Annotated in this window: 12 protein-coding genes and 5 pseudogenes; 13 read left to right on the plus strand and 4 right to left on the minus strand. The window is 62.8% G+C overall.

What is annotated here, in order from left to right; all coding sequences use genetic code 11:
- A pseudogene (locus AC0L3P_RS37420) lies at positions 1–198 on the plus strand (ISL3 family transposase); the annotation flags it as partial.
- Positions 195–707 carry a helix-turn-helix transcriptional regulator gene (locus AC0L3P_RS37425; RefSeq protein WP_473309093.1) on the plus strand — a complete coding sequence of 171 codons (513 nt, stop codon included), beginning with the start codon at positions 195–197 and terminating at the stop codon, positions 705–707. The pseudogene AC0L3P_RS37420 and the gene AC0L3P_RS37425, both read left to right, overlap by 4 nt.
- 75 nt (positions 708–782) lie before the next feature.
- Here AC0L3P_RS37425 and AC0L3P_RS37430 read toward each other — a convergent pair whose 3' ends face one another.
- Positions 783–1,040, minus strand: a complete 258-nt coding sequence (locus tag AC0L3P_RS37430) for a WGR domain-containing protein (protein ID WP_473309094.1) — start codon at positions 1,038–1,040, stop codon at positions 783–785.
- Between the two features lie 696 nt (positions 1,041–1,736).
- On the opposite strand from AC0L3P_RS37430, the gene AC0L3P_RS37435 reads away from it, so the two are divergent.
- From AC0L3P_RS37435 to AC0L3P_RS37455, 5 genes and pseudogenes are all read left to right on the plus strand, one after another.
- A complete protein-coding gene (locus tag AC0L3P_RS37435; protein ID WP_473309095.1) occupies positions 1,737–1,913 on the plus strand; it encodes a hypothetical protein in 177 nt (58 codons plus the stop codon).
- Between the two features lie 206 nt (positions 1,914–2,119).
- A complete protein-coding gene (locus tag AC0L3P_RS37440; RefSeq protein ID WP_473309096.1) occupies positions 2,120–3,004 on the plus strand; it encodes a DUF3991 and toprim domain-containing protein in 885 nt (294 codons plus the stop codon).
- A gap of 330 nt (positions 3,005–3,334) precedes the next feature.
- A pseudogene (locus AC0L3P_RS37445) lies at positions 3,335–3,807 on the plus strand (DUF1419 domain-containing protein).
- A gap of 169 nt (positions 3,808–3,976) precedes the next feature.
- Positions 3,977–4,777, plus strand: a pseudogene (locus AC0L3P_RS37450) (lactate dehydrogenase); the annotation flags it as partial.
- Positions 4,778–4,779: 2 nt separating this feature from the next.
- Positions 4,780–5,070, plus strand: a pseudogene (locus AC0L3P_RS37455) (DUF736 domain-containing protein); the annotation flags it as partial.
- Positions 5,071–5,300: 230 nt separating this feature from the next.
- Here the strand turns inward: AC0L3P_RS37455 and AC0L3P_RS37460 are convergent.
- From AC0L3P_RS37460 to AC0L3P_RS37470, 3 genes are all read right to left on the minus strand, one after another.
- Positions 5,301–7,640, minus strand: coding sequence for a S8 family peptidase (locus tag AC0L3P_RS37460; RefSeq protein WP_473309097.1), 2,340 nt, complete (start codon positions 7,638–7,640; stop codon positions 5,301–5,303).
- Positions 7,641–7,647: 7 nt separating this feature from the next.
- Complete coding sequence (locus tag AC0L3P_RS37465; RefSeq protein WP_473309098.1) at positions 7,648–8,619, minus strand: AAA family ATPase; 972 nt, start codon at positions 8,617–8,619, stop codon at positions 7,648–7,650.
- 127 nt (positions 8,620–8,746) lie between these two features.
- Complete coding sequence (locus AC0L3P_RS37470) at positions 8,747–9,964, minus strand: RHE_PE00001 family protein (protein ID WP_473309104.1); 1,218 nt, start codon at positions 9,962–9,964, stop codon at positions 8,747–8,749.
- Positions 9,965–10,104: 140 nt separating this feature from the next.
- Here AC0L3P_RS37470 and AC0L3P_RS37475 point away from each other — a divergent pair, with 140 nt between their 5' ends.
- The 6 genes and pseudogenes from AC0L3P_RS37475 to AC0L3P_RS37500 all read left to right on the plus strand — a co-directional run.
- A complete protein-coding gene (locus tag AC0L3P_RS37475) occupies positions 10,105–10,485 on the plus strand; it encodes a hypothetical protein (protein ID WP_473309099.1) in 381 nt (126 codons plus the stop codon).
- 821 nt (positions 10,486–11,306) lie between these two features.
- Positions 11,307–12,476, plus strand: coding sequence for a site-specific integrase (locus AC0L3P_RS37480; protein ID WP_473309100.1), 1,170 nt, complete (start codon positions 11,307–11,309; stop codon positions 12,474–12,476).
- Positions 12,477–13,013: 537 nt separating this feature from the next.
- Positions 13,014–14,219, plus strand: coding sequence for a plasmid partitioning protein RepA (gene repA, locus AC0L3P_RS37485; RefSeq protein WP_473309101.1), 1,206 nt, complete (start codon positions 13,014–13,016; stop codon positions 14,217–14,219).
- Between the two features lie 2 nt (positions 14,220–14,221).
- Complete coding sequence (gene repB, locus AC0L3P_RS37490; protein ID WP_473309102.1) at positions 14,222–15,241, plus strand: plasmid partitioning protein RepB; 1,020 nt, start codon at positions 14,222–14,224, stop codon at positions 15,239–15,241.
- 220 nt (positions 15,242–15,461) lie between these two features.
- Entirely contained in the window at positions 15,462–16,694 is a 1,233-nt protein-coding gene (gene repC / locus AC0L3P_RS37495) for a plasmid replication protein RepC (protein WP_473309103.1), read from the plus strand.
- A 108-nt stretch (positions 16,695–16,802) separates the two neighbouring features.
- Positions 16,803–16,968 (plus strand): annotated as a pseudogene (locus AC0L3P_RS37500) (IS1380 family transposase); the annotation flags it as partial.
- Between the last annotated feature and the right edge of the window lie 623 nt (positions 16,969–17,591).

Consider the following 17,591-nt stretch of genomic DNA (forward strand, 5'->3'; position numbering starts at 1 on the left):
CGGGCACGCGCAAGCCTCGTCATGTCTTTCGCCAACGGCGTCATCAAGGACAAGGCCGCCGTCAGCGCAGCGATCACGACGTCCTGGTCCAACGGCCAGACCGAAGGCCAGATCACCAAGCTCAAACTGGTCAAGCGCCAAATGTACGGACGCGCTAAGCTCGACTTGCTGCAGGCTCGGCTAATCGGCGCCACATGACCAGTGCTGCACCAAAATTGCGTCAGAGCCCCTTTTGGATGCCGATAAGGGGTCCCACTCGAACGCCGATTGACACGAAAGAGCGCCGTCTGTTTGACGATGCGCTCAGCTTCAAGATCAGGACCGGCCTGACGGTTCGCATTCCCTCAAGTCAAAACCAGTTCGCGGCGTTTACACTTGCGGTGGACGAGCGTTGCCTTGCACTCGATCGTTTCATCGAGACCGCGCACGACATGTTGGAAATGGTGGGTCTCAACTACCATGCACATGTGAGTGCCAGGATCGGACGCACCTCGGCAGCTGGCGGAATCGTCAGCCCACTGACGCAGCGCGAGCGGCAGTGTCTCGCCTTGACCTCTGATGGCAAGACGATGCGGGATATTGCGGAGCTTCTCGGTATTGGGCAGCGAGGCGTAAAGTTTCATTTGGACAACGCTAGGCAAAATCTTGCCGCATTGACCCTTCCACACGCTGTCGCTCTCGCGATTCGGCAGGGATTGCTTCCGTGATGCGCAAAACGGCTGTCCGCTGGTAGGAAGTGCCAAGCTCACGATCCAGTCAGGATGGCGGTTGAGCGGTCGCACTCAAGGCGCGGGATTCTCTGGTACATAACCACGGCGTCTTTTGCGGACGAGCCAAGCCTCGAGCGCTTCGACGGCTTGGACCCTCCCCGCAAACAGATCCATCCGCCGGCGGCCGCGCTGGCCGAGACGCCCCCATTCGCGCACCAACGCCGTATCTCCGAACAGAGTCGGTTCGATCGTGAGGACATAGAACCTGGCCATATTACAGGCCGGATCGCATCGTTGGAGAACGAGGTATGGGACCGTGAGTTCGGACATGCGTAAGAATCGCAACTGTCGGAACCGCCGTCCAATTAATTAATCGAATCGATCAGGCCTCTCGATTCAGAAGTTTAATACCGCTGATGAAAGAATTGAGGGTGCTCAGCCACCGGTCGCGGAAAATGTGTCGGCTGTTGTGCGCCTCTGACTGAGAAGAAGGTGGGCGTCGCCTGGGCCGGGCTGGAGGCTGCGCTGAAGCCCCGCGAGCGGGTCTTCCCCCTTACGGGCTGCCATCCCTGACGCGAGAAGGCCCGAGTCCCCGAACAGCCAGCTGCTGAGTCTATCGGAAACCGCGCGTATTCGCGTCGGACCTGAACCCTAAATGCAAGCCAAGCCTTTGGCCTTGGGGTCATTGACGGCAGCGGAACCTTCGCGGAGCAGCAGCCAGCCGGCCAAATCGACGTTCGCTCCAGACAAAACGACGGCGGCTGTCCTCGCAGTCAATCAGACCGATACTGTATCCGCGGGTCGAACCATGTGCATTTCGGCTCACATGCTTCCGGTGAAGGACCAACCCCGCTCTCGAATGGGCTTTCCTTGGTTCTGGTGCGGCCTTCCACGATCAACCCGCAAGGGGTTCGCTACGCAAGCGTGCGACTTCTTCGGCTTCGCCTCTGGAGGTGACCGCGGCCGCCCCCGAACACGTCGGCGCCTGTCGAGCGGGGATGGTCCCCGCAAGACGGGAGCCTTTCAATGTCGCACAATCTCACCCTCGCTCAGAACCACGACTTCGATCTGGCCCGCACGCTGATGGTGCCTGTCATACTTTTCCAGGCTGAGAGCGAATTCGGTGTGATGGTCTCCAGCGAATACGACGGCGACCAGGACGCCATCGTGCATGAATACGACCCCTGGTGCCCGGCTCATTGACCCGGGTGACCGGCTGCCGCTGGCGCCAAGCCGGCTGCAAGGGAAGCTTCGCCGCGCGCAGTCATCTGACGAATTCGACAGCTTGTCCGCGCGCCCTTGCGCCCGGCAGGCTTCGCGGCCGGTCGGAAATGTGCCGCAAGGCCAGGAACAAGTGAGACCAATAGAAGAAGGGGCCGGTCGTTGCCTGCGCAGCGACGGTGCAAACAATGAACAAGAGAGCAATCGAGGAGCTGCGCGAAAAAGTTGGCTGCGCAGCTCTGCTGGAGAAAGACGGCTGGAAGGTCGACCTCAAGGAAAGTACCCGGCGAGCAATCAAGTACCGCCGCGACGCCAACATCATCATCGTTATCCACCAGGGCCGCGGCTGGTTCGATCCCTTGTCGCCGGCGAAAGGGGACGTGTTTTCGCTAGCCGAACACCTTGGCGCCGACGGTTTCGTCGAGGCGTGTGATCGTGTTGCGGATGTGGTTGGCTTCGTCCCTGCTGCACCTGCGTGGCAGCGCCCGGCAAGGCCCAAGGCCCTTGTGTCCATCGTGGAGCGATGGGGATATCGCGTGGTGCCGCGCCCCGGCTCGCAAGCCTGGCGCTATCTCACTGGCGAACGCGGGCTTCCGGCGGACATCGTGAAGCACGCAGTCGCGCGCGACCGGTTGCGAGAGGGTCCCCAAGGCAGCATGTGGGCGGCGCATAGTGATTCTGCTGGAGCACTCACAGGCTGGGAGGAACGTGGACCGACATGGCGGGGCTTCGCTACGGAAGGCGCCAAGGAGCTTTTTCGCTTCGGGTCGGAGGAGTCCGAGCGGATCTGCATCACGGAGGCGGCCATCGATGCGATGAGCCTCGCCGCAATCGAGGTCCTGCGGCCTGACACCCTTTATGTCAGCACCGGCGGCGGTTGGTCGCCCGCGACCGATGACGCCATCCGCGGCTTGGCCAAGCGCGCCAATGTTTGGCTCGTGGCAGCAACCGACAACAATTGGCAAGGCGAGGTCTACGCCGATCGAATTCGTGCCATCGCCGCAGATGCAAGTGCGCGTTATGCCCGTTTGCGGCCGTGCGCCGGCGACTGGAATGAGGATTTGAGCGCCTGACGTCTCACTGATGCGGCTCGCCAGGGCGACGCGCCGGCTGCGTGGGGGCGCCGCGCCAAGGCCTTCAAATGAGTGGGGTCTTCTGACGGCTTGGTGTTGAGCAAAGGAAGAGGGGATCGAACAATGAGGGAGGGAAAATGAAATGGGAATGAAGCGCTGCCGCATGCCCGGCCGGCGCGTCAAGGATGAAGCTTCGCCCGCGTTCCGCGGCCCTTGACCCGCCGGACCTTCGATGCGGCCGGCGAGGAGGTGTGATGAAGGACTGAAGTGACGAAGGGATCAGGCGGATCGCTCGCGCTGTCAGTCCGGTCAGGCCAAGAGGAGCCGCCCATGCACACCTCGCCCAGCATCCGCAAAGTCTTCGAAGGCGTTGCGACGCGCCACGAGATGCACCGCTTGTTCAACCGCCATCGGTGACCCCGCGATGGCCGAAGGTGAAGGCCAGCATCTTCTTCACGCTTGCCATCGACGGAAAGCGGCGCTGGTTCCATGGCTATTGCGATCTTTCAGATCGGCTGTCGCCGGAGCGGATGAAGGCGGCGATCATCGAGCGCGAGTCACGGCCGGTCCGCGCCATGACTCGCGACGAGCGGCTTGAGCACATCTGGTCGAGCACGCATGACGACTATCGCGGCTATGCCGGCGAACGCTGGCCCGCGCCCATGCGCGGTCGCCGCACCGTGCTCGTCTACGCGGGCCAGCGCGGCACCGTCCTGAAGCTTCTCGATGACCTGACGGAGGCGGAGATCGCGGCCAAGCTGCCGGTGCACCTCCGCCATCTGCCGGAGACGGTCGCGGCCTAGCCTCGCCCTTCCCTTCCCGACCTGCGAGCAGCCCGGCCACGCGCCGGGCTTCGCATTCCCGCATCCAGCCCTGGCGCCGGCTCTCCGTCAATCCCGCAAGCGCCCATGCCCTCCGTCGCAGCCCGCGCCGGCGGACGACTGCGCGCGCCCAGCAGAAGGACATTTCCAAATGGCGCATGACGATCCTTTCACCCTCGACCTCTTCGGCAACACCGCCCTTTCATCGGGCCTCGGCCTCGGCGTTACCGCGTTCAGCCCCGATTCCGGCGGCGACGACGATCATGATCACGATCCGCCGCCGTCGCCGTCGGTCCCCGCAGGGCCGGCGGTCTCGTCGACGCAGCCCTCCCCGGCCGGTTCGCGCAAGCGCTGCGACAATTTCTACCTTGCTGATGCGCGCGGCCTCGCAAGGAACTGGAAGCAGCGCGCCCGCGACAATGTTGCGGCGGTCCGGCTCGCCTCACAGGTCGAGGCCGAGCAGCGGCCCGCGACGATTGAGGAGCAGCGGCGACTGATCCGCTTTACCGGCTTCGGCGCGTCGGAGCTTGCCAATGGCATCTTCCGCCGGCCGGGCGAGACCGAGTTCGCGAAGGGCTGGGACGCGATCGGCGCCGATCTGGAGGACGCGGTCGATGATGTTGACTACGCCTCGCTCGCGCGCTGTACCCACTACGCCCATTTCACGCCGGAGTTCATCGTGCGGGCGATCTGGGCGGCATTGCTGCGGCTCGGCTGGCGCGGCGGACGTGTGCTCGAGCCCGGGATCGGCACCGGCCTGTTTCCGGCACTGATGCCCGAACCGCTACGCCATATCTCGCACGTCACGGGCGTCGAGCTCGATCCCGTCACGGCGCGCATCGCCCGGCTGCTGCAGCCGCGGTCGCGGATCGTCACCGGCGATTTCGCGCGCGCCGATCTACCGGCGAGGTTCGACCTTGCGATCGGCAATCCGCCCTTCGGCAACTTCACGTCAACGGCAACGGCTTCGTCGGCACCGTCAAGACCCTCGCTCTAGGCACCGTCAAGACCAAGATTGTTCCGGCCGAACGCACCTCAGACAAGGCCCCGGACTACCGCATCTTCGCGGGCGCGAACATCGAGTTCGGCGCCATGTGGAAGAAGAAGTCCCAGGACACGGCCCGCGAGTACTACTCGGTCAAGCTGGACGACCCAAGCTTCCCGGCTCCGATCTACGCGACGCTGGTCGAGGTCGAAGGCGAGGAAGGCCACTCCCTCATCTGGTCTCGCCCGAACCGCGACTGAGCCGCGCGCAGGTGGCCCCGCCATGTGGCGGGGCCTTCACTCATGGGCGGAAAGGAGAACGCTGCACAATCATGAAAGGGTGCTGCCGGCAAACGCGCGAGTGCGACCCAAAATTACCTCTGCCGTCCGAGCAAGTGGGACGATCCGTTCGTCATCGGGCGCGGCGGTCTGCGCGCCGAAGTCATCACTAAATTTGGGACCGGCCGCCCTACTCGATCACGCCACCGGCGTTAAGCTTCTAGGCGAATCCGTTGTCGAACCCGCTCATAGAGCTGGACTTCCGCTTTTTGCAGAAGCTCCAAGACGACCGCGAATTGCTGCCGATCGACATGCGTCGCCCACCCCCTCTCGCAGCGCACAACGAGATAATAGCTGTCGCCGTACTCTTCGACCCCGCGTTTGAAAGTGACGGTCGCACACTGAACCGTCCCCCTTTCGCGCGCCAGCGGTCCGGGAGCAAGATTGCAATTGTATCGCGCGGCAAGTTCTGGAAACGGACCGTCGTCCTGTTCACGCTTGCGATAATGATCGAAGATCAGGTCGGGCTGACAGCCGCGCACCAGGCGAAAGCTCATGCCGACGCCGGCATAGTCGTTCCGGGTGTGGCGCACCGGCGGATCGAATGCCAGCGTCACGCGAATGCAGCGCTCGCCGTTTCCCGCCTGAAACGCTTCCGGGATCGGAATTCGGTAGACGGCAAAATGATCGAGGGCGAGCTCATCCTCCGCGTAGAGGGTCACGCGCGCGTCGTCCGAGAATGCGGCGCGTTCGAGATCCACCAGGCCGTGACCGACAATCGCGCGGGTCGCGTCGCCGCCAAGCAGCTGAAGACGCTCTTGCGCTGGCGGCGGGATTTCCGCGGACCCGACAATAAGCGCGCGCACCAGATTGGCGGAGGCCTGCGGGAAGCGCGTCAGGATCTGAGCGGCGCTGAAGGCGACTCGCGGGGCAGCATAGGACGTTCCCGAACCCGCGGTGAAGAGCTGATCGAGATAGCTGTGATGCAGCGTCAGAACGCCGGCGCTGCCGACATCCTCCCCTCCCCGCAGCCGCGCGACGACGGCATCGAAGATCAACGTGCCGCCGATCTCAACGACGTCGGGCTTGGTCGCGCCGCCTGGTCCCGGTCCGATCCGCGAGAACGGGGCCGGCTCATGCAGGCGCGTGATGGGACGGACGCGGACGTCGTCGGCGCGATCGGGATCCAGACCTTCGCCGTGCGCGAGCGCGCCGACCGTGATGACGTTCAAGGCGCCGGCCGGCTCGAACAACCGGTTGGCGTCCTCCAGAAGATAGCGCGGATATTCGGTCACCGCCTGTTCGAGACGATTGCCGCCGCGCGGCATGCGATTGCCGGACGAGACGACGATGATGACGTCGAGCTCGCGCGCCAATTCGTCGAGCGTGGCGGCCCATGTTCCGACCTTGCCACCGTCGAAGACGCGGCGGCGGTCGGCCAGCGCAATCACGAAGACCCGACAGCCAAAACGCTGGTTCAGAGTCGCGATCGCTTCGCGCATCTGTGAGGGCACGAGGCGCCGATCGTCAAAGCCACCTTGGTCGTTCACCACCTTGGCCGCACAAAGGCGAGCGCCCCGTTGCAACGCGCCGGCGTCAAGCTGCGCGCGCAGATCGCCCAACACAGCGACGCCGGCCACGCGGGTGCCGTGGCCCCACACGTCAGCGGTGCCGAGCTCGGCGGGAACGCCAATCGCGCCGACAAGAATATCCGCGAGGAACGGGTGATCGTTGACTCCGCTGTCGATGATGCCGATCAACGGGGCATCATCGGCCACGGCGTTCAGTGCCGGCACGTCCGCAAGCACCATCTCGAGCGCCTCGGCCGTCGTCACGTCCGGCGCCGGCGGCAGATCAATCGCCGCGATTTCCTCGACCGTCAGCAGCGTGCGCAACAGTTCGCCCGTCAACCGCGCACGAAACATGCTGATCGAGGGACCGACATAGCGATCAAAGACCTCTCCCGCTCGCGCCTCGACGTAGCGGATGACGTCCTCAACCTTGCGCTCGCGCAGGCGACGTTCGCCCGGATCCCAAAGCTCGATGTCGACCAGATAGGATGTCTGCGCGACGAAGTCATCGACGTCCGCGAATCCTTCTTCCCGCAAGCGGGGACCAATCCGGTCGCGCGGCTCGACCGATCCAATGCTTTCGATCCCGGAAACGAAGTTGATGTAGGGGGCGTGCTTCTGCCCGGGCGGCGGGCCGCCCTGACAGGCATCGAGCCGGGCGCGGAAATCCCGCATGTCTTCACTCGAGGCGAACAGCACCAGCGTGCGGTCCGCGTCGCTCGATAGCACCGTGAGCCCCAGCCGCTCCCACTCTTCCTCAAGCAGGGCGCCCGTCATCTGCACGCGCAGGATTAGGGAGGGGTCGACAAATTCGGGCTTGCGGCGCCGCCTTTGCTCCTGCGTCGCGGCGTCGAGCTCGTCGCGCAGCTTGGCGGTGTGCTGGTCGCGATCGCGCGCCGGCGGTGGGCCGCCGCCGCCGTGCTTGCGGCGCTCGAATTGCTCCGGAAGCCGAACGAGTTGGAGGTGATCGTATCGGGCCACGGCGCGCCTAGCTCGGCGGCGCGAGGCGAGACTGTCCTGCCCGACGGCGCGCCTCGTCTTCCAAGGCGTGATTGAAGTCGCGCGCCTGCACCTGCTTGCGGCGATCAATGATCATTGTCTTGACCGCCTGGGTGCAGACGCGCTCGATCTCGGCATAGGAATAGCCCTCCAGAGCCGTCGCATGCTGCAGCGGATCGAAGGCGGTGGCGACGTTTTTGAATTTGAGCCGCAGGAATCGGCCGATCATTGCGCGATCCGGCTTGTCGAACCAGACGACCTCGTCGAAGCGCCGCCAGACCGCTGGATCGAGTGATTGATCGAGGTTGGTCGCGGCGATCAGGAAACCTTTCGGCTGAATGTGGTCGATGAACAGCAGCAGGCTGTTGACCACCCGGCGCAGCTCATTGTGCTCGCTGCTGTCGTCGCGCGAGCGCGCCAGCGCGTCGAACTCGTCAAAGAACAGAACGCAGGGCTGCTTGCGGGCGAACTCAAAAATCTTGCGAACGTTGCCGGCCGTCTCGCCGAGGTAGGACGAGATCAGCCGATCGAGTTTGACGAGGAACAGCGGCAGTCCGAGTTCGGCTGCAAAAATCTCCGCGCACAGCGTCTTGCCGCATCCCGGCGGGCCGCAGAACAGGAGCTTGGAGCGAACTTTTAGCCCGTGCCGCCGGATGTCCTCGGCGCGGCGAAACTCTTTGACCAGGCCAAGCAGCACCCGAACGTTCGTCGCTCCGAGCACGATATCATTGCGCGTGTGCCGCGGTTCGATCCGCTCGATGAAGTCGGCGGCCGCTTCAGGGAACGGAAGCAGGGGCGCGAGCGCCTTCGGACCGCTTGGGCGGCTCGGGCCGGCCTCAAGGGTCTTGCGCAGGCTACGCGCCAGCACGCGATTGTTCTTCTTTTCCTCTTCGTCGATGATTTGCTCCGCCACAGCACGGAACTCATCGTCCCGACCGTAGCTGGCGAGCAATTTTTTCATCAACTCCCCACGGGCCATGGCTGTGCTTTACTTTCTCCTGCTCCACGAATCATAACCGCAAATGCAGCGTTTCACGATGGGGTTACTACCCGATTTAACAAGGCAAATGGCTGTCGGACGGTCCTTTCTAAAGAATCCCCCACGCCCGGTATCGTCCCCGCCCCGTCGCCTCGCGCAAGCCGAGCTCCGCGACCAGGTCCTGGGCGGCGCGCGGCGTGATCTTCAGCTCCTCCGCGATCATGCCGGCCGAGACCACCGGACGGGACAGCACGTAGTCGAGCAGCGCCGGCAGCCGGGAGGTGGAGCGGCGGCCGGTAAGTTTGCGAGCGAGCAGGGTACGGGCAGTCAGCCAGCGGTCGTGATCCTTGAGTCCGGCCTTGGCTGCGGCCGCGAGCGCCTCGAGCTGGGCGGCGAGGCGGCCTGCGCTATCGCGCGGCCTTCGCCGCTCGCGCGGAATGGCCTTGAGTCCTTCATGCAGGCAGGACAAGTGCGAGCGCGTCTTTCCGCGCGAACGCAGAAGGGCCGCGGCCAGCAGTCGGCCAAGCCAGGGTGTGTGTTGCAGCGGCTCGATCGTGCTCCAGGCGTCGTCGGCGATCGCGGCCGCCAGCGCGGGCGGCAGATTGCGTGTCCGATCGATTATTGTGCTCCACTCCTGCATCCGTTGGTCCTCGTCCCAGTCGAGGTCGTAAACCAATGGATCGCGTTCAGGCAAACGCCGCACCTGACTGGCGATCTCACCGGCCAACGCACGATTGGCGTTGGCGATTGCGGCGTCGACCGCGGCGAAGGCGTCGGCCAGCCGGTCGTCCGGTGTCGCGATGGCAAGGTGTCCCTCCGATCTCGCCTCTCCGTCGGCTTCTTCCGCTTCTTTCGCCGCCGGTCTTCCCTTATTCCGGTCACTCGTCTCATCTTCACAACCGTCCACCCCTTGCCGGCCGCGCAGCTTGGCGAGGCCGGCCGGCGACAAGGCCCAATCCGGTTTGGCCTCGGCGATGCGGCGGCGGGCGCGCAGAACAGTACGGGCGCGGGTCAGTTCGTGGGTGGGGCTGCGGATATCCATGCCGGCGTCGTGGAGGACAAGATCTTCGAGGTGGACGAGCTCGCCCTCGAGCCACAGACTGGCGCAGGCATCAGTGAAGTGAGTTCGGGCGATCCAGCCGTCGCGGATCGGGCTTTTAGCGAGGCGCTCATCGAGCCGAGCCAACGCGTCTTCGGCAGCGGCCAGCGGCCCGGCCAGCTTGGTCCATGGCAATGGATCGGGGATCTGGTAGCCGCATTGCAAGATATTGATAACCTTAACGGGAATCGCCGCAACGGAAACTATCACAGCTTTAGGTTCCGTCATAGCGATGCCAGTTTTAGCAGCTCTGACTATCGATAACCACCGCTTATCGATAGTGTTGACCATCCACCCCCAACTCTGCGACTCTGGTCGTCCTCAGCCCGGAAATTGCTCGATCGCCGGCGCCAAATTGACGAGAGACCGTGGAATTGCCCCCTGCTCCAGCCCGCCTGATCTCCTGCGATGAAGCCGGGTTTACCGGCCCAAACCTGCTCGATGAGGATCAGCCTGTCTTCGCGTACACGGCGATCGATCTGACGCCGGCCGAGGCTCAAAGTATCATCGATAGCGCGCGGGCGCGCCATCGTGTGCAGGCTCCCGAACTCAAAGCAAAGCTCCTGCGCAGGCGCCCTAACTGGGGCGAAATCGCGCTTGAAATCGCGAGCCAGGTCGAAGGCCGTGCCATGGTCATGGTGTGTGACAAGCGGCTGAACCTCGGGGGCAAGACCTACGATACATCTTCGAACCTGTCCTCGAAGACAATAACGTCCTCTTCTATCGCCACAATCCGCATCGTTTCGTGATGAACGCGATGTATCGGACAATGTATGCGACCGGCGCTCAGCCACACGCGATGGCGCTGGAACTTGAATGCTTCATGCGGTCATTCGAGCCCCAAGATGCCCCTCTCCTCTTCGCCGGCCGGACCAGCGGTGACGACAACGCTGTCGTGCTCAATTGTGTCCTGCGCTTTGCGCGCGGCTATTCGGCCCGAATTTTCGAGCGCACGGCGCACCTTCGAGTCGCAGAAACCCTAACGGGGAAGTGGACGCTTGATTTGACCTCAACCGCCCTGTTCAGTCTGCTTTTCCGCGGATGGGGCCTTCGTTACCCAAGTGTCGACCTGCTTTGTGACGACTCCCAGCCGTTGCGCGCGGCGGCGCCTTTCTTCGACGGCTGGGTCGGCCGAGATGACGCGCCCGAAATAACAGACGGTCGGCGCTTCACGCCAATCCGGGGAAATCTCGCAAACGCCCATAAGATTTGGATCCTCGCTCGATCACCCAACCATCCAGATCGCGGATGTCATTTCCGGTGCCTCCGCGGATTTTGTGCGTGCGCCGGATAGCGGCCGTCTTGCGGGATGGGGCCCTTTCCTCGATCGGCACATTCACGAAGACCATATTCTTCCGAATGATAACTTGATCGATACGCAGCGCCTGGAGGCGCGGGTCAATATGGCGGTCCTTCGCGAATTGGCGAGGCGGGCTGATCTCGGTGCCGACCCTCTGGCAGGAATGGAGACCTTCTACGCCGATACGATCCGACGCTTTCGGAGCCCCGCCTCACGAATGAAACCACCAAAGCCAACGCGTCGGCGGCCGCCCCTTCACAAGGATGACCGATGACCGATCTGCGGAGTGTGGCCGCCGACCCTGAAACCCGTCGTGCCCTCGAGCTAGACACGCTGTCAGCGATTTTGCCGTTGGACCGGCGAGATATGCTGGCTGAGCTTCTCACGGACGACGACGTCGCGACCCTCAAGCACCTGGCAAAGGAAGGCATAGGAGAGAATAGCTTGCGCGCGCTTGCCTCCGATCTCGCCTATCTGGAAGGTTGGGCCCGAACTGCTACAACTGAGCCCCTACCCTGGCCGGCCCCCGAAGCGCTCGCTTTGAAATTCGTCGCTCATCATATGTGGGACCCCGCGAAACGGGAGACGGATCCTCGGCATGGTATGCCTGCCGAAATCGCCCAGAGCATGCGCACAGCGGGCCTGATGCGAAGCACCGGGCCTCACGCGCCTAACACCCTCAAGCGACGCCTCGCCAGTTGGGCAACCCTGCATCGCTGGAAAGGCATTGAAGGCCCCTTCGCATCTCCGGGCCTTCGGTCAGCCGTTCGGCTTGCGGTCCGTGCTTCGATGCGGCCGCGCCAACGAAAGAGCAAGCGAGCGGTCACGAGCGACATCCTGGATCGGCTGCTGGCAACTTGTTCGACGGATCGGTTGGCCGACACGCGTGACCTCGCCATCCTGCTTCTCGCCTTCGCATCTGGCGGCCGTCGCCGGAGCGAAGTAGCCCGGTTGCGGGTCGAGCAGATTACCGACGAACCAGCGGTGCAACTCGATCCACAGAATCCGGAATCCGAGCTTTTGGCATGCGCCGCGGTTCAGCTCGGCCGAACCAAGATTGGCAACTTCGACGATGAGGGGAAAGTCCTCATTGTCGGCCCCCCGGTCGAGGCGCTGAGGGAGTGGCTGGAACGCGCAGATATCGCCAGCGGTCCGGTCTTTAGAGCCGTCGATCGATGGGATGCTGTGGATGAGAGGGCGCTGACCCCTCAGTCCATCAACCTTATCCTGAAGCGCCGTTGCGCGATGGCGGGCCTGAACGAGAAAGAGTTCTCCGCGCATGGCCTCCGGTCGGGCTATCTTACCGAAGCAGCGAGACGTGGAATTGCCCTCCCGGAGGCGATGCAACAATCTCAGCACCGATCGGTCCAGCAGGCCGCCAGTTATTATAACGACGCCAATCGAAGCCCCGGAATGGCTGCACGCCTCACTGTCAAATGAAAGTCCGGGCGCTAAGTTGTACGCGTACAACTTCCAAGGCGGAACCAACACCGTCCGACAATCGGTCGCCGAAAGGCCGCCCCTGCGCCGTCAGCTCAGCGGAGGCCGCGCTAACTGCGGAATCTATTCGCATGGGGGAAGTCTACGCGGCGCGGCACATTGCTTAGGCTCCCTCGGCCCAGTGAGATCAACTGCCGTTCCAGCAGAGAACGGTGACGCCGCCGCACGCCCAGCGTCACCAAAGGAGAGGCAGGGGCTTTGCAAGATCGAGTTAGACCTCATCTGCAAAATCGCCGTCTCCAATGGTGCAAACCGTAGGCCCATCCCGGCCGTTAATTAGGGTCCGTTCCATGAGGTCTGAACTGGCAGAGAGGGCGGCCAACCAGAACCATTCACCGCTCAAGGCGCTGAGGGCGAGGCGGCGTTAACTTCTCGTTAACTCAAAAATCCTTGCGGCTCCGGGAGAATCGGGCATTACTGACGATCAGCGCATTTTGGGGCCAACTGCCAAAAAATCCGCAGATGCAGAGATAACAAATGCCAACCTCAGCGAAGAGTCAGGACGATACTTTGCGTGATCTGCGGTCGCTGATCAACGCCGACGCCGAAGAGTTGTCGACGCGACTGCGGGCGCAGCAACTTCGCGATTTCCCGCCCGCCGCCGAAAAGACGATTCGCCGATTTTCCTCTGCCGAGACTGCGCGCTTTATTGGCATCGCGGAAGGCTACCTGCGACAGTTGGTTTCGGAAGGGAAGGGGCCTCCCGCCCCAGCAAATAGCCGCCGCAGCTACTCGATCGAGGACGTGGACGCTCTGCGAGCCAGCCTCGACAACGCCGGTAAGGGCGGACGACGCTACGTCCCCCATCGCCGCGATGGAGACACACTCCAGGTCATCTCCGTCATGAACTTCAAGGGCGGCAGCGGCAAAACCACAACGGCCGCGCATCTCGCGCAGTACCTTGCCTTCAGAGGTTATCGAGTCCTCGCAATTGACCTCGATCCCCAGGCGAGTCTTTCGACCTTGTTCGGGCACCAGCCAGAATTGGACGTCGGCGAAAACGAGACGATCTACGGGGCCATTCGCTACGACGACAAACGCCGCGACATGCGTGAGATCGTGCGCGCGACGTATATTCCGAACCTCCATATTGTCCCGGGCCAGCTCGAGCTCATGGAATTTGAGCACGAGACGCCAAAAGCGTTGCTGACCCGTGAGAACCACGACTCGTTGTTTTTCGCCCGAATTGGCGAAGCGCTGGCCCAAATCAGCGACGCCTACGACATTGTCGTGATCGACTGTCCGCCGCAGCTGGGCTTTCTGACCCTTTCCGCGCTCTGCGCCGCAACCGCAGTTTTGATCACGGTGCACCCGCAGATGTTGGACGTCATGTCGATGTCCCAGTTTCTCAACATGACTGGAAGTTTGCTGGACGTCGTCGCCGATGCGGGCGGCACCACACAGTACGACTGGATGCGCTATCTAGTCACACGCTATGAGCCGAGCGACGGCCCGCAGACGACCATGGTCGGCCTCATGCGCTCGATATTCGGTTCACGTGTCCTGACGCATCCAATGGTGAAAAGCACCGCAGTCGCTGACGCCGGCCTCACCAAACAGACGCTGTACGAAGTCGAACGACAGCAGTTCACGCGCGGTACCTACGACAGAGCCATCGAAGCCCTCGATCTGGTGAACGGCGAGATCGAAGGCTTGATCAAGCAGGTTTGGGCCCGGAGCTAAGCATGGCGCGCAAGATCAACTTCGATCCTCCCTCGAATGAGGCGACGACGCCGGCGGCCGAGCCGCGGGACGCTGCGCCGCAGCGAGCGCGGCCTCTCCTCGGTCTTGACCGTCCAATCAAACAGTCCAGTGCGCTTGGCGCAATATCGCAATCTCTTGGAGGCATCTCCGAGAAGGTGAAGCGTGCAGAGGAAATCGAACAGAAGCTCATTGAAGGCCAGGTCATCGTCGAACTCGATCCTGCTCTGATCGATGATTCCTTTGTGCCGGATCGTATGGAATCGCCTGAAGAGCAGAACGCAGCTTTTCGCGAGCTGATCCGTCAGCACGGGCAGAACGTTCCGATTCTTGTGCGTCCGAAGCCCGGCGCGACAGAGCGTTACGAGGTTGCATTCGGCCACCGCCGATTGAGGGCCGCGCGCGAATTAGGGATCAAGGTGAGGGCGGTCGTTCGCTCGCTTACCGATGAGCAGCTGGTTATCGCCCAAGGCCAAGAAAATAGCGGCCGGACAGATTTGACCTTCATCGAGCGTGCTCGCTTCGCCGCTCGGCTAGAGGAGCGGCAGTTCGCGCGCGAGATCATCATGGCATCGCTCAATGTCGACAAAGCCGCGCTCTCTCGGCTCATATCGATCGCGACGCGGGTGCCGGCCTCGGTCATCGACGCCGTTGGACCGGCGCCCGCGTTTGGTCGCGTGCGCTGGCAGGAACTGACGGAACTCCTTGAGCAGGAGAACAACCGCGCTCGCGCGATCGAGCTGGTACAAGCTCCGGATTTCGCGGCGTTAGACACCGACAAACGATTCGAATCGCTTTTCGCCGGTCTTCGGCAAAAGGCAGCACGCGCTCGCGCGGAAACATGGTCGGCGGCTGACGGAACGCACGCTGCAAAGGTCGCCCGCCAAGGGCGGAAGCTGACCCTGACCTTTGACGACCGCGTCGCACCGAACTTCGGCGACTTTGTCCGAGATCGACTGCAGACGCTCTACGATCAATTCCAGGCCGGCGGAAAGCCGGACTGAACCTAGCTTGCCCGGTCGGAATGAGCCGATCGAGCCAGTACCCCCGCAACCAAGTCGGAGAACCCACTAGGCAAAAGAAAAAGGCCCCCGTCACGTCGCCGTTCCGGAAGCCCCTTCTTTGTGTTGGCGCTCAAAGAATCACACTTCCGCGAATCACTGTCAAGAGCTTTGGCGCCGTTTTCGGCGAGCAGATTTCCTTTGCCCTAACTGAGGCAAGGACATGCAGTCACACCCACCAACGACGTCCTTTGGGCGGCGACCGTTGACGCTCGCCCATGTGGCAAGCCAGATGGTCGCAACCGAACGCTCTCCCGAAAAGATCGTGCACAAATGGAAGATCTTCCACGCCATCTGCACGGCACGGCCGCGCCTTGGGGTGTCGGAGCGCGCGCTCTCGGTGCTAAACGCGCTCCTGACCTTCCATCCCGAGACCGCGCTGACAGGAGAGGATGACCTGATCGTCTTCCCCTCGAACCATCAGCTCGCTCGGCGAGCGCACGGCATGCCGGCATCGACCCTGCGACGCCACCTCGCTGTGCTGGTCGACGCGGGGCTAATCGTTCGGCGCGACAGTCCAAATGGCAAGCGATATGCGCGGAAGGACGATGCTGGCGAAATCGAGCTCGCGTTCGGCTTCGATCTGTCACCGCTCGTCGTGCGCTCGGAAGAGTTCGAGAGCCTGGCGGCCGATATCGAAGCCGAGGCCCGCGCACTCAAGCTCGTGCGTGAGCGGATTACACTGTGCCGGCGCGACATCGCGAAGATGATTGCAACTGGCATCGAGGAAGCCGTCCCGACGCGAAGGGGAGGGCAGGGGCCTGCCGATTGGCAGGTCGTGCACGCTGCCTTCCGCGCGATCGTCGACCAGATTCCGCGCACGGCGACGCGCCAGGAGCTCGAGCCGATCGCCGACGAGTTGTCTCAGCTCGCCGACGACGTGCTCAATCTTCTGGAAACACATATCAAATCCAAGAATCCGAGCGCCAATGAGTCCCATTATGAGCGCCACATACAGAATTCAAATCCAGATGCCCTCATTGATCTTGAACCTAGCCTCCAAGAAGGCAGGGCGGCGGGAGCTGAGCCAAAGCCTCAACCATCGCGAGTCGGGGAGGGGGCGTATCCATTGGGAATGGTCCTGAGTGCATGCCCGGACATCGTCGATTATGCCAAGGGCGGGATTTCGAACTGGCGCGATTTCCTGGCCACAGCGGCCGTTGTACGATCGATGCTGGGGATCAGTCCGAGCGCCTGGGAGGAGGCGCAAAAGATTATGGGCGAGGTGCCCGCAGCCATCGTCGTCGCGTATATCCTGCAGCGCGGGACGGCGATCAATTCCGCTGGCGGTTATCTGCGCGGTCTAACGCGAAAAGCCGCGGTCGGCGAATTTTCGCTTGGCCCGATCCTGATCGCGCAGATCAATTCACGGCTCCACGAAAAGCGACGAGATTGATGAACGGGTAAGAGCCGAGGCGCAGCGGGGTTGCGAAGATCCAGCTGAAGGTGCCGCAGGACCGCCAAGGCGAGGCATCTAGCCGCTTGTTGAACATTGACCCCGCACGCGCGAGACATTCGCACCCGACGCGCCATCGAGAACCTTGGCTGTTCTGCTCGGCTGTATCGAGACGCGCCACAAGGCAAAGTCCTGGGATCGCGAACGGCGCAGCGTCGCCCGTATTGAGGCGACCATGCTCGGCCTCGACATCCGCTTCGTCGTTCTGTGCCTCCGCTGTCAACAGCGGAGAACAGGAAGATGGAAGTTGAAGAGTACTTGGGCAGAAGCCGGCTGTACCGGCGTCTCAGAAGCGAGCCGCACGGACGGCTAGTCGAGTGCTACGCCGTTCGTCTCGTCGAAGAGAGGCTCGTTCGGCATGGCGCGTGGCGTTGCCTCAACGTAGTTGGCGGGCTCCTGAGTTGGATCGCGGGCCGTCGCTATAGGCTGATCGATCTCGATGAGCTGGTGTTGAGCGGTACCTCCGACATCGAGGCGGGAGGCAATCTATCCAACCCGGTGACCGGGCAGCGCTCAAGCGATGGTTGTCGGTGCTGCGCGAGGAAGGCGCGATCGCGCCGTTGGTGCTACCGCCTCTCACCTCGCACGAAGGGATACGATCCGAGCCCAGTGCTTGTCATTCAGCCAGAACAGGCCCCTGCGCATCGCATCCCTCGCACCGAATCATGTCAGCGCAACGGAATCACAGGCCCTAGCATTACAGTTGCTTTTGTTGCGGGCTTCTGAATCCATGGGCAACCATGATTCGAATGTCGTGGGTGCGGGCCGCGTCGGTTGAGGAGACGCTTGCGTTGTGGGCGGCGTCGCTTCGAGAGATCAAGCAACGGATACGTCCGT

This window comes from Bradyrhizobium sp. WSM4874, assembly GCF_055811835.1.

Bases quoted from the DNA above. Each gene is read 5' to 3' on its own strand.
- AC0L3P_RS37425 (WP_473309093.1), top strand. From the start codon at position 195: ATGACCAGTGCTGCACCAAAATTGCGTCAGAGCCCCTTTTGGATGCCG.
- AC0L3P_RS37430 (WP_473309094.1), bottom strand. From the start codon at position 1,040: ATGTCCGAACTCACGGTCCCATACCTCGTTCTCCAACGATGCGATCCG.
- AC0L3P_RS37435 (WP_473309095.1), top strand. From the start codon at position 1,737: ATGTCGCACAATCTCACCCTCGCTCAGAACCACGACTTCGATCTGGCC.
- AC0L3P_RS37440 (WP_473309096.1), top strand. From the start codon at position 2,120: ATGAACAAGAGAGCAATCGAGGAGCTGCGCGAAAAAGTTGGCTGCGCA.
- AC0L3P_RS37465 (WP_473309098.1), bottom strand. From the start codon at position 8,619: ATGAAAAAATTGCTCGCCAGCTACGGTCGGGACGATGAGTTCCGTGCT.
- AC0L3P_RS37470 (WP_473309104.1), bottom strand. From the start codon at position 9,964: ATGACGGAACCTAAAGCTGTGATAGTTTCCGTTGCGGCGATTCCCGTT.
- AC0L3P_RS37480 (WP_473309100.1), top strand. From the start codon at position 11,307: ATGACCGATCTGCGGAGTGTGGCCGCCGACCCTGAAACCCGTCGTGCC.
- repA (WP_473309101.1), top strand. From the start codon at position 13,014: ATGCCAACCTCAGCGAAGAGTCAGGACGATACTTTGCGTGATCTGCGG.
- repB (WP_473309102.1), top strand. From the start codon at position 14,222: ATGGCGCGCAAGATCAACTTCGATCCTCCCTCGAATGAGGCGACGACG.
- repC (WP_473309103.1), top strand. From the start codon at position 15,462: ATGCAGTCACACCCACCAACGACGTCCTTTGGGCGGCGACCGTTGACG.